The 15,135-nt window shown below is 35.8% G+C and carries 15 protein-coding genes; 11 read left to right on the forward strand and 4 right to left on the reverse strand.

Annotation, left to right across the window (positions count from 1 at the left end; translation table 11 throughout):
- The first annotated feature begins 29 nt into the window (after positions 1 to 29).
- The 3 genes from ABH959_RS20655 to ABH959_RS20665 all read left to right on the forward strand — a co-directional run bounded on the left by ABH959_RS20655 (position 30) and on the right by ABH959_RS20665 (position 2,600).
- Entirely contained in the window at positions 30 to 464 is a 435-nt protein-coding gene (locus ABH959_RS20655; protein WP_256487002.1) for an HIT family protein, read from the forward strand.
- A gap of 179 nt (positions 465 to 643) precedes the next feature.
- Positions 644 to 1,201: an RNA polymerase sigma factor gene (locus ABH959_RS20660; protein ID WP_404493107.1), complete on the forward strand. Its 558-nt coding sequence runs from the start codon at positions 644 to 646 to the stop codon at positions 1,199 to 1,201.
- On the forward strand, positions 1,167 to 2,600 hold the full coding sequence (locus tag ABH959_RS20665; protein ID WP_404493108.1) for a DUF4367 domain-containing protein: 1,434 nt from the start codon (positions 1,167 to 1,169) through the stop codon (positions 2,598 to 2,600). The genes ABH959_RS20660 and ABH959_RS20665 overlap by 35 nt, the downstream gene beginning before the upstream one ends.
- Before the next feature lie 45 nt (positions 2,601 to 2,645).
- Here the strand turns inward: ABH959_RS20665 and ABH959_RS20670 are convergent, their stop codons facing one another.
- Complete coding sequence (locus ABH959_RS20670; protein ID WP_404493109.1) at positions 2,646 to 3,629, reverse strand: helix-turn-helix transcriptional regulator; 984 nt, start codon at positions 3,627 to 3,629, stop codon at positions 2,646 to 2,648.
- 65 nt (positions 3,630 to 3,694) lie between these two features.
- Between ABH959_RS20670 and ABH959_RS20675 the strand changes: the two genes are divergently transcribed.
- Complete coding sequence (locus ABH959_RS20675) at positions 3,695 to 4,219, forward strand: dihydrofolate reductase family protein (protein WP_404493110.1); 525 nt, start codon at positions 3,695 to 3,697, stop codon at positions 4,217 to 4,219.
- A 38-nt stretch (positions 4,220 to 4,257) separates the two neighbouring features.
- Here ABH959_RS20675 and ABH959_RS20680 read toward each other — a convergent pair whose 3' ends face one another.
- Both ABH959_RS20680 and ABH959_RS20685 read right to left on the reverse strand, forming a co-directional pair.
- On the reverse strand, positions 4,258 to 5,628 hold the full coding sequence (locus ABH959_RS20680) for a sensor histidine kinase (RefSeq protein ID WP_098167713.1): 1,371 nt from the start codon (positions 5,626 to 5,628) through the stop codon (positions 4,258 to 4,260).
- Between the two features lie 11 nt (positions 5,629 to 5,639).
- Positions 5,640 to 6,317, reverse strand: a complete 678-nt coding sequence (locus ABH959_RS20685) for a response regulator transcription factor (RefSeq protein ID WP_002029819.1) — start codon at positions 6,315 to 6,317, stop codon at positions 5,640 to 5,642.
- A 174-nt stretch (positions 6,318 to 6,491) separates the two neighbouring features.
- Between ABH959_RS20685 and ABH959_RS20690 the strand changes: the two genes are divergently transcribed.
- The 4 genes from ABH959_RS20690 (at position 6,492) to ABH959_RS20705 (ending at position 10,163) form a co-directional block, all read left to right on the forward strand.
- On the forward strand, positions 6,492 to 7,739 hold the full coding sequence (locus ABH959_RS20690; protein ID WP_113937908.1) for a cell wall-binding repeat-containing protein: 1,248 nt from the start codon (positions 6,492 to 6,494) through the stop codon (positions 7,737 to 7,739).
- Positions 7,740 to 7,895: 156 nt separating this feature from the next.
- Positions 7,896 to 9,347 carry a SulP family inorganic anion transporter gene (locus tag ABH959_RS20695; RefSeq protein WP_113937909.1) on the forward strand — a complete coding sequence of 484 codons (1,452 nt, stop codon included), beginning with the start codon at positions 7,896 to 7,898 and terminating at the stop codon, positions 9,345 to 9,347.
- Between the two features lie 65 nt (positions 9,348 to 9,412).
- Entirely contained in the window at positions 9,413 to 9,835 is a 423-nt protein-coding gene (locus ABH959_RS20700; RefSeq protein ID WP_002010593.1) for a universal stress protein, read from the forward strand.
- A 211-nt stretch (positions 9,836 to 10,046) separates the two neighbouring features.
- Positions 10,047 to 10,163 carry a DUF4027 family protein gene (locus tag ABH959_RS20705; RefSeq protein WP_002125236.1) on the forward strand — a complete coding sequence of 39 codons (117 nt, stop codon included), beginning with the start codon at positions 10,047 to 10,049 and terminating at the stop codon, positions 10,161 to 10,163.
- 130 nt (positions 10,164 to 10,293) lie between these two features.
- Here the strand turns inward: ABH959_RS20705 and glpT are convergent, their stop codons facing one another.
- Entirely contained in the window at positions 10,294 to 11,643 is a 1,350-nt protein-coding gene (glpT, locus tag ABH959_RS20710) for a glycerol-3-phosphate transporter (RefSeq protein WP_404449012.1), read from the reverse strand.
- 271 nt (positions 11,644 to 11,914) lie between these two features.
- Here glpT and ABH959_RS20715 point away from each other — a divergent pair, with 271 nt between their 5' ends.
- The 3 genes from ABH959_RS20715 (at position 11,915) to rbsR (ending at position 15,134) form a co-directional block, all read left to right on the forward strand.
- Positions 11,915 to 12,391: a MarR family winged helix-turn-helix transcriptional regulator gene (locus tag ABH959_RS20715; protein WP_078176722.1), complete on the forward strand. Its 477-nt coding sequence runs from the start codon at positions 11,915 to 11,917 to the stop codon at positions 12,389 to 12,391.
- A gap of 19 nt (positions 12,392 to 12,410) precedes the next feature.
- Positions 12,411 to 14,024, forward strand: coding sequence for an MDR family MFS transporter (locus ABH959_RS20720; protein WP_113937911.1), 1,614 nt, complete (start codon positions 12,411 to 12,413; stop codon positions 14,022 to 14,024).
- 138 nt (positions 14,025 to 14,162) lie between these two features.
- Entirely contained in the window at positions 14,163 to 15,134 is a 972-nt protein-coding gene (rbsR, locus tag ABH959_RS20725) for a ribose operon transcriptional repressor RbsR (protein ID WP_113937912.1), read from the forward strand.
- Position 15,135: the final 1 nt, after the last annotated feature.

Raw genomic sequence — 15,135 nt, forward strand, 5'->3', positions numbered from 1 at the left:
TTTATGTTTTTGGCAGAGGGGGAAGCATGATGGAATGTTTAGGTTGTAAATTAGCAAATGAAGAAGAAATTATATATAAAGTGTATGAAGATGATTATGTAACTTGTTTTTTAGACCATGCGCCTTTCTACCCAGGACATACTTTAATTGTGCCAAAGAAGCATGTTTTAGAAGTGGACGAATTAGATGATGTTGTAGCGAAATCGATTATGGATGCTTCTAAGCTTATTGCAAAAGCGATTAAGGCATTATATAAACCAGACGGAATTACAATTTGCCAAAATGGTGGAATTTTTAACGAGTTAACACATTACCATATGCATGTCGTACCGAGATATAAAGAGCGCTCATTTGCTGAGTTTTATACGGTGCAGCCAGGAGAACAGCAGAATCATAACTTTGAAGAGACAAAGAATTTATTAAAAGAAGCAATAGAGAAAATAATACATAGCGAAAAGGCGTAAGAGGAGTTTTCTTAGGGGGACAGTTAGGAAAATATTAATAAAGAAAAGCCCAATTTCTCAGTTAAAATAGAGAAATTGGGCTTTTCTTTATTCTATTTTTTAATTTTATCTATTAAAGAATTCTGCAGTGTCACAAAGTATATCGCTCATTCGTTATATAGAATGAGAGGAGGAATTATATGAAAGTTACAAACAACGATTATGAAAAGATGGAAGAGCTATATGAGTTGTACGAACAAAAAATTTATTATGTAGCTTATTCTATTTTAAATAATATTCAGCAGGCTGAAGATGCGGTTCAAGAGACGTTTATTACTCTTTATAAGAACTTGGAAAAGCTCGATAGCTTGAGCACCGAAGAGCTTAAACGCTACATTTTGAGGGTCGCGAAAAACAAGGCGATTGATAGCTACCGGAAAAATAAACGACATGAAACATTTTTAGAAGAATATGAAAGAGAATCAACAGAAGCAGTAGATGAAAATATTGAAGAGTGGGAAAAACGTGTAATGTCCGAGGTTCAAATTGATGCATTGCTAAAAGAGTTAAATGAGTCTAATAGACAGGTGTTTAAGTACAAAGTCTTCTATAACTTAACGTATCAAGAAATTTCAAGTGTAATGGGGATAACGGAGGCAAATGTCCGCAAGCAATTTGAACGCGCTCGAAAACGAGTCCAAAATATGATAGGAGGTATACAACATGACGAATTCAAAGAACTCCAAAGAAATATATGAACTTGCTGAAAAAATTGCTTTAGATGATTTTGATAAACTCGAAGAACAACATGAATTTTCACATACATATACGCGCAAAAAGAAATTGTTTATGGAAGAAATGAAGCTGAAGGGCGAGCGACCACAGAAAAAGCGTAAAAGACATCGTATGTTAATTGCTGCTGCCTGTTTATTAATTGGTATGCCGACAACTGTTTTTGGTGCAGTGAAAGTCTATAATATGATTGTCCAAAAACAAAATTATGAAGTAAATGTTTCCTTAACAAATAAGGATTCGAAAAAGAGTGATCAGTGGTATAAGTTGAAGGTTGGTAAATTGCCAGAAAATATGGAAGCAATTGATGACTCTGCTATGAAATATTCATTTAAAGATAACTACGCAAAGGGTGGATTTTCATTCATTCTTTGGAGAGTAGGAAAAGATTCGAATTTTAAAACACTGTACTCAAAAAGCTACGAAGAGAAAGAGATAAATGGCAAGAAAGCAGTGATCGTCAATAAAGAAAATGGAAATAACAATTTAGCATTTAACAGAGAGGTCTTTCTCTTTTTTGAGAAAGAGGGGATCATGTTACAAAGTTATATTGGAAACGATATAAACGAAGAACAAATGGTGGATGTGTTAGGGAACATTTCCCTTGAGCCTACGTCAAAAGAAAAGGCATCACATATAACAGATTATGATAAAAAGTATTTTAGCGAAGAAAGTAAGCCTAAAAAAAATAAAGTGATTCCTTTGAAAAAAGATAGTAAACGACTATTTCATATAGGGCAAAAGGTCCCAGTAACGATATCTATGGATAACAGCCAAATTGAATATGTGATAGAAAAAGTTGAAGTTTTTGATTCAATCAAAGATTTTAAGCAAGAAAACTTTAATGAAACGGGATTAGAGAGACTAAGCGAGAATCAAGCTTTGGATCAAGTAGGACAATTGATACCATACAGACGGGATGAATATAAATTTGGAAATGGTAAAGATTCAATTGATCAATTAGTAGAGTCAAAATTAATTCAGCCTAAATTTGTCTACTTGACAACAACAGTGAAGAATATAGGCAAACAGGCGACAAAAGAAATCTATATGCATCCATCCATACAAGTGCTTAAAAGTAAGGGGAATGTATGGAATTACGCTGAAAGAGCTGGAATTGCGGAAAAAAATATTATGACGGGCGAAGTTGATTATTTAGAACCTCACGGAGACGGGAAAAGTTTTTACAATATTGGTAGTATCCGACCGGGACAAACGGTAAAAGTTAACTTAGGTTATTTTGTAGATGAGGATAAGTTAGATTCAATCTTCCTTGATGCTTTCCGTTACAGTGGGTCTAGTGGCACTGAGAATATGAATGAGAAAAATCGTTGGTGGTTCGATATTCGTCAACAGTCAAAATAATAGAAACAAATCGACGAAAAAAGCTGCTTATATTTAGCAGCTTTTTCAGTCTTCATACATATGTAAAACTTCTTTCGCACGTATACGTAAACCATCTATTAATTCTTTCGGTTCTAAAACTTGTGCATCTTTTCCAAGTCTATAAAATAAAGGCGTAATAAAGTTGATTTCTCCTTTATCAATTGTTGTATTTATATATCCTGTCCCATCTTCGTTTACTATAACGAACTCTTCAAGGTAGGGAACGCTTTTACATTGGCGCACGCCTTCTGTCGTTAATAAAACATGTAACGGAGTAGGAATGTTTATTACGTCAGAGTTAGAGGCAAACCATTCTTCTAAATTTATGAATGTATCTTCATTTTCTTCCGTTGATAATATAGAAAGAATACGATCGACGCGATACAGTAATACCTTTTTTCTACTAAAGTCATAGGATGGCAAATACCATAAACCGTCGTGAGCATATACACCGATAGGATGAACATGTTTTGTTTTAATCCCCGATTTAGACTCGTATTGAAAGTGTAAGTTTTTATTTTCAATAGCCGCTGTTAATACTTCGTTTAAAAAAGTTGTCTCAATTGTTCTCTTCGGATTCCAAAAAGCGATATAAGAACGTATTTTATCAACTTTAGCTTTCGCATCATTTTGTAGAGAGCTATACAGTTTATGAGTAACAGAATTGATTTCTGTATTAAAAGGCAAGTTACGATAGTAGCTTAAAGATTGGAAAGCAAAAAAGATGGAGACCGCTTCTTCTTCGGTAAATAAAATGGGGGGAAGCATGCTGCTTGTTAATACTTTATATCCTCCATTACGACCTTGTTCAGCGTAAATGGGTAATCCCATATCACTTAAATCTAAAATATATCTATGGACCGTACGAACGGAAATATTAAATTCATCAGCTATTTCTTGAGCTGTAAATGTTTTTTTCGTAGAAGCAAATATAAGAATGTCTAGTAAACGTTTTGCTTTTGACAAGGATATCACCTTTTTCTTTTTTAACATGACATAAGTTGTCATGTTTTATGGTTAGTATAGTGCTTATAAGATGATTTTATCAATAGAAGCTGTAAGGAGGAAAAGATATGTCACGTGAAATTGTTTTATTTATTGCAGCGAGCTTAGATGGATTTATCGCGAAAGAAGATGATGATTTAGAGTGGTTAATGGAAACAGCAGGTGAGGGAGACAACGGTTATACAGAAATGTACGAAACAATTGATACGATAATTATGGGAAAGAGAACGTACGATTATGTGGTAGAGCATACGGAAACATTCCCGTACCTAGATAAAAAATGTTATGTTTTTTCTAATTCAGAAAAAGGTTCAAACGAACATGTAGAGTTTGTAAATGAAGATGTATTAGAGTTTACAAAAAGGTTGAAAGAGCAGGAAGGATCTAAAATATGGATGGTCGGTGGAGGGAGTCTACTGAGAGAGTTCTTTAAGAATAATTTAATTGATGAATATGTTGTTACGATTACACCTCACATATTAGGTTCTGGAGTTCCGTTATTTAAAGAAATGAATCCAGAAATTAATTTAACTTTAACGGATACGAAACGTTTTGGCCAATTCGTAAATTTATATTATAAAGTAAAGTCCTAAAGGATAAGAAAACACGACTATTGATGATAGTCGTGTTTCTATATAGATGGCAATGAAATTGTAAAGCAAGATCCGTGATCAATTTCACTTGTGACAGTAATATTCCCGCCGTGTAGTTCTACGATTTCTTTTACGATGGAGAGCCCTAAACCAGTGCCTCCTGTAGCTCTAGAGCGCGCCTTATCAACACGGTAAAAGCGATCGAAAATGTGAGGGAGGTCTTCAGGCGGAATACCTTCGCCTTCATCTTCAATTGTAATGGAAATACGTTTATGTTCTTCTGTAACAGAAATATTTATATGAGAATGTTCTTTTGAATGTCTATACGCGTTATTTAAAATGTTAGCCATAACTTGTTCAAAGCGTTGCTCATCTAGCTTTACTAAGAGTGAGGAAGGACATGTGAAAACAACTTTAATTTGTTTTTCTCCGTACATCACATTTATTTTTTCAGTGATGCGAGTAAGGAAGGTGTGTAAATGCACTTCCTGTACTTGAATGAAAAAGTTATGCTTTTCCATTTGAGCGAGTGAAAATAAATCTTGGACTAAGTTTGTAATATAATCAGACTCGTCTTTTATAATGGATAAGTATCGTAAACGTTGCTCTGGGGGTGTGTTTTCTTTTAATGCAATGTCAGCATAACCTCTTACGTACGTTAATGGTGTTCGTAATTCGTGAGCAACACTTGCTAGAAATTCACTTCGCTCCGTTTTCATATAATGTAAATCATTTGCGAGAGTTTGGATAGATTGTGCTAGTTCACCAATTTCGTCATTTCGAGTAGTTGTTAATGAAACGGATAAATCGCCCTTACTCATTTTTTCAGTCGCTTGTTTCATGTGTAACAATGGTTTTGTTAACAAACGTGATAATAGAAAAATGGTGATGGCTGTTAATAGGAAAGTAATGACTCCAGCGATAATGAATTGCCGTGTGAGCCCGTTAACCATTTCTTCGATTGATTCCGTCCCGAGAAACATATATACATAGCCTTCCGTTTTTCCTGCCACTACAATTGGGCTAACTGTACATATATAATTAGATGTTTTCCAATGATTCTCTATAATTGCTCCATCATGATCTGTTCGTGTTTGCATTCCTTCAATATGTTTTTTTATAGTAGTATTTATTTCATTGGATTTAGCTAGTATTTCCTTATTTGCATTTGTAATAATAACAGTTGTTTCAGCTTCGGATTCCATTAAAGCAACATGGGAGATTGTTTGCCTGTCAAAATATTTTTCAAGGACATCTCGGTGACTATTTCCACGCTTTAATAAAGCAGTCATTTCTTCATTCACTCTATTGTTTACAAGGCTATAATAGAGCAAGACAAATAGAACACTTTCGATTAAAAGTGTAACAATTAGAAAATAAAATCCGAGTTGAATAGAAATTCGCTTCATCGTTTTGCTCCTTAGTTTTCAATATCAATCCATCGATATCCTACTCCGTAAACAGTTTTTAAATGGTGATCAATGGGGAAATTTACTTTTCGTAATTTATCACGTAAATTACGAATATGTGAATCGACTGTTCTATCTTCTGTATTTGTATTTAATCCCCAAATTCGTTCAATGAGCTGATCACGGCTTAATACGTAGTTCACATGACGTAAAAATAATCCGAGTAAAGAGAATTCGATTGGGGTGAGAAGAAGTTCTTCATTATGGACAGAAATGAAATGCTTGGCCTCATCCCATAAAATGCCGTGATATTGGATTTGTGCATGTTGATTGGTTCGGCGTAAAACAGCTTCAATTCTTGCGAAGAGCTCCTCTTCGTGGAATGGTTTCGTCACGTAATCATCTGCTCCAAGTTTTAACCCTTGAACGACATCTACCGTTTGATCACGAGCAGTTACCATAATGATAGGAACGTTACTAAATGATCGAATTCTTTTGCAAGTTTCCCACCCATCCATCTTTGGCATCATAATATCGAGTAAAACAAATTTGAAGTTTCGATTTTCTATATGTGAAATAGCTTCTTCTCCGGATACTGCACATACGCAGTTATATCCGATTGGAGTAAGATAAAGCGTTAATAATTCAAGCATTCTCGGTTCATCATCTACGAGTAGTATATCGATCATAGAGTACCTCCGCATTTGTAGTTATTACTTAAATTGTAAGTCAAAATCATGAAGAAATGGTGCAGATTATAATGCATCTGCATAATTTCTTCAGAATTGCTTGTTATTGTAAAGTTGAAATTCCATTTTAGGTAATAATATTGGCTCGAAAACGAATAATACGGAGGCGATATAGTGAAAAAGATGATCCGAATTTTGGGGATAACAATAATTGCAGCAGTCGGTCTTGCGGCATGCGGACAAACGAGTACAGATCATAAAAATCATGAATCTACAGAAGAGAAGAAAACAGAGCAAAAGGAAATGAAAATGAATCAGGAGGTAACTGCGCCGAAAGAAATGAATCAAGGTGCATCGAATGATTTATTAACGACAAGTTTAAAAAATGTAACGAGATTAAATACAAATGATCCTCTGCAAATGGCAGTATTAACTTCGCAAACGATATGGCCAGCAACGCATAAAGAGAATCAGCCAGGCGCTATTATTTTAGTGCCAGTGAACGAGTGGCAATTAGGTATTGCAAGTGCGGATCTTATTCATCACCCGAATAACGGACCGATTTTATTTATAGAAAAAGAAAAGGTACCCGAAATGACGTTAAAAGAAATAAAACGATTAAATCCGCTCGGAACGAAAGATGGAACGCAAATTATGGTGATGGGGGATATAGGGGCATCTAGCCTAGAGCAATTAAAAGAATATAAAGTAAAGCAAATAAAAGAAACGGACCCAGCTAAATTTGCTAAAGATGTTGATAAAGAATATGCCGATATAACAGGGAATTATCCAAATAGCGTTATTATCGGTTCGTCTGAAGAAGAAGGACGTTTATATACAACACCAGCTGTAAATTGGATTTCTCATATGCCAGAACCTCTTCTATATACTGAAAAAAATAAAGTGCCAGAAGCGACAATAGAGGCATTAAAGATGAGAAAAGATAAAGCAAATATATATGTGTTAGGACCAGAAAAAATCGTTTCGAAAGAAGTAGAAAAAGAGTTAAATAAATACGGAAAAGTGACCCGTATTAGTGGGGAGACTCCAACAGAAAATTCGGTTGCATTTGCGAAATTTAAAGATGAAAAAACGAAATTTGGCTGGGGATTCACAAAACCAGGTCACGGTTTGTCATTTGTTTCAAGCAAAACACCAGACTTAGCAATTGCGGGAGCACCGTTTTCACATATGGGTAAACATGCCCCTGTTGTTTTGCTTGAGGAAGGAAAAGCTTCACAACCAGTTTATGACTTCCTTGCTACTATTCAGCCGAAGTTTAAAGATGATCCAACACTTGGACCATATAACCATGGTTTCCTATTAGGAAGTAGTAGTGATATTTCATTTGAAACACAAGGTATATTGGATGAGAGGTTAGAAATTGTTCAGGAAAGTGGTCAAGGTCACGGTGGACATTAATGAAATGAGAAAAGACGCTGCTAAGGTAGCGTCTTTTCTTTAGGAAACTTTTACATAGCACAACATCCTTTGCTCGTTATATAATAGCCTTCGTGCAGTCGGCCCTGATTTTCTTATGGAGAAAATCAAATGATAAAAGAGTAGAGGAGTGTTACTTTGTTTCAAACTATAAAAAATGAATGGTTCTCAAATATGAGAGGGGACGTGCTATCGGGGGTTGTTGTTGCTTTAGCATTAATTCCTGAAGCGATAGCTTTTTCTGTTATTGCAGGTGTAGATCCGACCGTTGGGTTATACGCCGCTTTTTGTATTGCGGTTACAATTTCGTTTGTCGGCGGAAGACCAGGGATGATCTCGGCGGCAACGGGTGCGATGGCGTTATTAATGGTCACTCTTGTAAAGGATCATGGTTTGCAATATTTATTTGCTACGACAATATTAACAGGTATTGTTCAAATTATTTTCGGAGTGTTCAAACTTAGCTCATTTATGAAGTTTGTTCCTAAATCTGTTATGAGTGGTTTTTTAAACGCACTTGGAATTTTAGTTTTTACAGCACAACTGCCACATTTTAAAAATGTAACTTGGCAAATGTATGCACTTGTCGCATTAGGACTTGCAATTATATATTTATTTCCACTTATTACGACGGCTGTTCCGTCTACACTTATTTCAATTATTATTGTGACAAGCATTGCACTTATGAGCGGATTACAGTTAAAAACAGTAGGGGATATGGGAAGCTTACCGAAAGAATTACCGTTCTTTAGTATTCCTGATGTTCCATTTACACTTGAGACATTAGCAATTATTTTACCGTATTCAGTTATGCTAGCGGTTATAGGTTTACTAGAGTCATTATTAACGGCGTCGGTTTTAGACGATATGACACATACGGAAAGTAATAAGCATAAAGAGGCACGTGGACAAGGGATTGCGAACGTTGTTGCTGGTTTCTTCGGAGGAATGGCAGGATGTGCAATGATTGGACAATCTGTTATTAACATTAAATCAGGTGGTCGCGGGAGATTATCGACGTTTGTAGCCGGTGGTTTTTTAATCGTATTGCTATTTGTTTTAGGTGATTACGTTGTTCATATTCCGATGGCAGCTTTAGTTGCAGTTATGATTATGGTTTCGATTGGGACGTTTGATTGGAACTCTGTAGCGACGATTCATAAAGTACCAAAAGGAAACGCATTTGTTATGATCGTAACAGTTGTGATTGTCCTAATTACACATAATTTAGGATTAGGTGTAATTATCGGAACGATAATTAGTGCAGTTTTATTTGCATTCAATATGGCAAAGATTCACGTGAAACATTTGTATATTGAAAATAAGAAAATATACGAAATTCACGGCCAACTATTCTTCGCATCTACGGCAGAGTATATAAATGCTTTTTCATACAATGAAGATGTGAAAGAAATTGAGATGAACTTTACTAACGCACACGTATGGGATGATTCAGCAGTAGCGGCAATTGATAAAGTTATAATGAAGTATGAACAGAACGGTGTGAAAGTAAGGATCACAGGGTTAAATGAACGTAGCTCGAAGCTCGTTGCGAATTTAGCTACTTATAATAAGAGAATTGCTAGTTAGAAGCCTCCTTTTTAGGGGGCTTTATTATATAATACGGGTAGGATAACGAAAAGGGGATTCAGCATATGTACAAACAAATTTTATTAGCATGCGATGGTTCTGAACATGCACTTCGAGCAGCCGAGCATGCAACATATATTGCGAAATTTAACGAAGAAACACATGTTGAAGTTGTGTACGTAGTAGATAATAGAACGGCAAAGTCAGATATTATACAAGGACAAACGGATTTAGAAACAATATCAGCTAGTCGAAAAGATAAATTAAAAGAGATTGAGGGTTTATTAAAGAAAGAGAACATTTCCTACAAAATTACGATTCTACATGGCGATCCAGGAGATACGATTGTTCAATATGTAAATACAGGAGATATAGATCTTATTATTGCTGGGAGTAGAGGGCTAAATACACTGCAAGAGATGGTGCTTGGTAGTGTAAGTCATAAAATAGCAAAGCGTGTGAAATGCCCGGTTATGATTATAAAATAAAGTGAGATATTCTGTAGTGTAAGCAGGACCTTGATATAATTCGAGGTCTTTTTTGATGTATTAAGAGGGAGAATGTGGACAGAATATATATAAGTTTAAAAAAATGTTAACTTACAAATTTGTAAGTTACCTGTCAGCGAAATCGATGTTATGAAATTTTTCCCATTGATACAATAAGAATATCAATGGGGATATAGGGAGGATGGAAGGTATGAAATCATTTCAAAATTTGTCTTATAGCCAAGGGGTAAGTTTAATTTGTTTAGGTGGATTTGCTGGATCTGTTATGTTAGCTGTTTTAATAAAGATGTTTCAGCAAATGTTTTAATCGCATGAATAGAAGGGAAATGATTAATATAAATAGCAAGAGAAGAACGATAAATAAAAAATAGCTCTTAGCATTTACTTACATGCTAAGAGCTATTTTTATGTTTATTTTTCTACACATTATATTTTGTTTAAACTTCTTTTGATTTAGCAGATCCTGTATTTAAAGTAAGAGCAAGGAAGAACATTGCAAGCACACAAGAAGCAAGGAGCAAAATGAATCCGCCGTTCCATCCGAATCCATCTACAATAAAGCCCATAGCTGCGCTAGCAAAAGTAGCTCCCCCTAGGTAACCGAAGAACCCAGTTAACCCAGCGGCAGTTCCAGCAGCTTTTTTGGGTGCTAAGTCAAGCGCGTGAAGACCAATTAGCATAACAGGTCCGTAAATTAAAAATCCAATGGAAACAAGTGCGATACTATCAATGATTGGATGCCCAGCAGGATTTAGCCAGTAAACAAGAACGGCAATGAATACACCGACCATAAATAGAATGCCAGCAGGTGCGCGGCGCCCTTTAAATAGTTTATCACTCATCCATCCGCAAAGAAGTGTACCTGGAATACCAGCCCATTCGTATAGAGCATAAGCTGTACGTGAGCTACTGTGAGTAAAGCTTTTTTCTTCTACTAAATAAGTAGGAGCCCAGTCTACAACGCCGTAACGAACGAAATAAACAAAGACATTAGCGATAGCGATGTACCATAAAAACTTATTGTTTAATATGTATGTAAATAAAATTTCCTTTACCGAAAGTTCGCGTTCACGGTCCGCTACTTTTTCATCTGATGGATATTCCCCAGTATGTTCTTCAATAGAAGGTAATCCGCAAGATTGAGGTGTATCTCTCATCGTAATTAATACATAAATCCCCACCAAAATTGAAAGAATACCTGGGAAGTAAAATATACTTTTCCAGTCATTTGCAAAGAAATATAAGCCTAATGTAACGAGAGAAGGCATAAGCGCGCCGCCGACATTATGAGCGACGTTCCAAATAGACATTTTTGTACCACGTTCACTAATGGAGAACCAGTGAACCATCGTACGACCACAAGGAGGCCATCCCATACCTTGTACCCATCCATTTAAAAACTGAAGTACAAACATAAGTATAATGCTCGTTGTAATGAAAGAAAATGAGCCGAAAATAATATTAATGATACCGGATAAAAATAGCCCAGCTGCTAAAAAGTAGCGAGGATTACAACGATCGGATACGATACCCATAAGAAATTTACTTAATCCGTAAGCGATAGATACTGCTGAAAGGATAACCCCAAGTTCCCCTTTACTAAAGCCTTGTTCGATTAAGTATGGCATTGCGAGTGAAAAGTTTTTTCGAACAAAGTAGTAACCCGCATAACCGATGAAGATGCCTAAGAATACTTGCAAACGCAATTTGCGGTATTCGCTATCAGTGCGATCAGCTGGTAAGCGTTCTGCGTGGGGCGCAGGTTTAAATAATTGTGTGAAAAACATAAAATGAAAATCCTCCCCTAATTAATTGGAAGCGTTTTAAGACAGAGAGAATACAAAAAGGCTATGAAATATAAAAAAGTTCCCTTCTTTATGATTCATAGCCATATACTCCGATTCTCCGTGACTGTCAATATTAACTTCGACGAAAATTATACAACTTTGTGACAAGAATGTAAACGTTTTTATAAAGAAAGTTGTTGACGTATTTTGTTTGTGGGATTAATATTTAAATACGTTAAATATTTTATTGCTTAAATAAGAGGTGGATAACATGCCAAATGATATGACTCATATTGATAAGATTCAAGCTCTTACATTCGCTATAGGAAAGAAAATGCAAACAGAGCTATTAGAACAAATGCAAGCATCAGGACTTACACCACCGCAGTTTTATATTTTAAAGATTTTAGATCATTACGGAGCTTCAAGAGCGACACAATTGGCGGAGAAAATGTACGTGAAACCGAGCGCGATTACAGTAATGACTGATCGTTTAATTGATCATGGGTTAGTAGAGCGCTATCACGACGATAATGATCGCCGCGTTGTTGTCATTGAGCTAACGAAGAAGGGGAAAGCTACAGTAGAAGAAGCGATGGCGGCTCGTAATGAGCATATTGCAAAATACTTCTCACACTTAGAATTACAAGAGAGGGAAGATTTGTTGCGCCTCTTTGAAAAGCTAGAAACAATTATTTGCGGGAAACCAGAGAAAAAAGAGAAAAAAGAGAAAAAAGAGAAAAACTAAGAGGAATTGAGGAGATTACATGGAGCAACAAGAAAATCAGAATAGAAAGTTGTTGTTAATCGGTTTAGTAATCGCAATGCTATTTGCTGCATTGGACGGAACAATCGTTGGTACAGCAATGCCGCGTATCGTCGGTGAACTAGGTGGATTAAGTTTAATGACATGGTTAACAACAGCTTACATGTTAACATCAACAACGGTTGTACCGATTGCAGGTAAATTAGCGGATTTACTTGGGCGTCGTAACGTATATATAGCAGGATTAATTATCTTTATGGTTGGTTCAGCGTTATGTGGTATGGCCAACGGTATGACAGAATTAATTATTTTCCGTGGTATTCAAGGTCTTGGTGGCGGTATTATGATGCCAATGGCTATGATTATTATCGGAGATATGTTCACGGGAAAAGAACGTGCTAAATGGCAAGGGATTTTTGGTGCTTTATACGGTCTTGCTTCTGTAATTGGACCACAAGTTGGTGGTTGGATTGTAGACGCAGTGAACTGGAGATGGGTATTCTATATTAACTTACCAGTTGGTATTTTAGCGACAATCTTTATTGCAATGGGATTAAAAGCACATAAACAAACAGGACCAATTAAAATTGATATCGCTGGAATCTTCACGATGATTCTCGGTGTTGTAAGTTTATTACTTGCGTTAACGTTTGGCGGGAAAGATTATGCATGGGGTTCTTGGCAAATTATCGGGTTATTTGCACTAGCTGCCATTGGTATTGTTAGCTTTATTATCGTTGAAACGAAGGCTGAAGAACCAATTTTACCGATGCACTTCTTTAAAAACCGCACATTTACACTACTGAATGCGATCGGTTTCTTTATGAGTATCGGAATGTTTGGAGCAATTATGTTCGTACCGTTCTTTATGCAAGGAATTGTAGGCGTAAGTGCTGCTGAATCAGGAACGATTATGACACCGATGATGATTACAATGATCGTTATGAGTATTATTGGTGGTCAGCTTGTATTAAAAATTGGTGTGAAACCACAAATTATTACAGGGATGCTTATTATGGCTAGTGGTTTCTGGTTATTAACAACGATGGATATGCACACAACTAAGCTTACCGCTACTTCTTATATGATGGTTATCGGTTTAGGAATGGGTCTTGTTATGCCGATATTAACATTAGCATTACAAGAAAGCTTCCCGAAAAAAGATCTTGGCGTTGTAACATCATCAAGTCAATTCTTCCGTCAAATCGGTGGAACGTTTGGGATTACAATTTTAGGATCAATTATGAATAACACTTCAGGCACAACGTTAACAAATAAATTAGTACCTGTATTAGACACATTCCCAAAAGAAGCGGGACAAATGGTAACAAAATTTAAAGATATGATTCATACAGATCCACAAAGTTTATATTCTATGCTATTTAGTCCAGAGGCATTAAAACAAATGCCAGAAGCATTTTCTAATAGCATCGTACCAATTTTGAAAAGCTCTTTAGTGGACTCACTTCATACTGTATTCTTAACAGGATTGGTATTTATCGTAGTAGGTGCTATCTTTACGATTTTCTTACAGAAAATTAAACTGTCTGATCGTAAAAAAGGTGCTGAAGAGCCTGCTGTAGAAGAAAAGGAAAAAACTGTATCATATTCGTAATAAAAAAGCATCGCCATAAGGCGATGCTTTTTTTGAGTATAACCTTAAAAGCTTTTTAGTTAGAAATGATTGACGTATTTTTATAAATGCGTTATATTATTTTCTGTAAACGGTTACATGAAGTGAGGAGAAAAGAGAATGAGTACGATTAAAGACGTTGCAAAATTAGCAGGGGTATCTGTTGCGACCGTTTCCAGAGTGTTAAATAAAAATGGATATGTTCATGAGGATACATTAAAAAAAGTAGAGCGAGCAATTGAAATGCTAGATTATAAACCTAGTACAGTAGCGCGTTCTTTATATAATAAAAAGTCTCGTTTAATTGGCTTAGTTGTTCCAAATATCGTGAATCCATTCTTTCCGGAAGTTGCACGTGCTGTAGAAGATGTAGCACATAAGCAAGGTTACACAGTTGTACTTTGTAACTCTGATGAAAATTTAGAAAAAGAGAAGCAATACATTGATGTGCTTAGACAAAATAATGTGGACGGATTTATTGTAGCAACGAATCCACAAAATAGTGTTAATTACATGAATTTGTCTATTCCAGTTGTTGCGATTGACCGTATGTTTAATGAGCGCATTCCTACTGTATATGCAGATAACTATGCAGGGAGCCAGGCGGCGACAAAGTTATTAATAGACAAAGGGTGTAAACATATTGCACATATTCGCGGACCGCGTGATGTGAGCACAGCTAATGAACGTTTTGAAGGTTTTGTAGACGTTATTACGCAAAATAATCTTTCTTATATGATTGCAGAGAGTACATTCGATCCAGCTAATAGTGAACAGGTCGCGGTGGAATTATTAGAAGAATATCCGCATATTGATGGAATTGTTGCTGGGAATGATTTAATTGCAATCGGCGTTGTAAAGGCTGCACTTCAAAAGGGAATTTCTATTCCAGACGATTTACAAATTATTGGATTCGATGGGATTTCTTTAACTGAAATGATGTATCCATCTATTACGACTGTTGCACAGCCAATTTATGAAATGGGGAAAATTGCAACAGAATTGTTGTTAGAGCAGATGGAAGGAAATCCATTAGAAGAGAAACATTATCGTTTACCGATTGAAATTATAGAACGAAATACAACGAAGTAAG

The organism is Bacillus sp. RC51 (genome assembly GCF_044908115.1).
Taxonomy (GTDB): domain Bacteria; phylum Bacillota; class Bacilli; order Bacillales; family Bacillaceae_G; genus Bacillus_A; species Bacillus_A mycoides.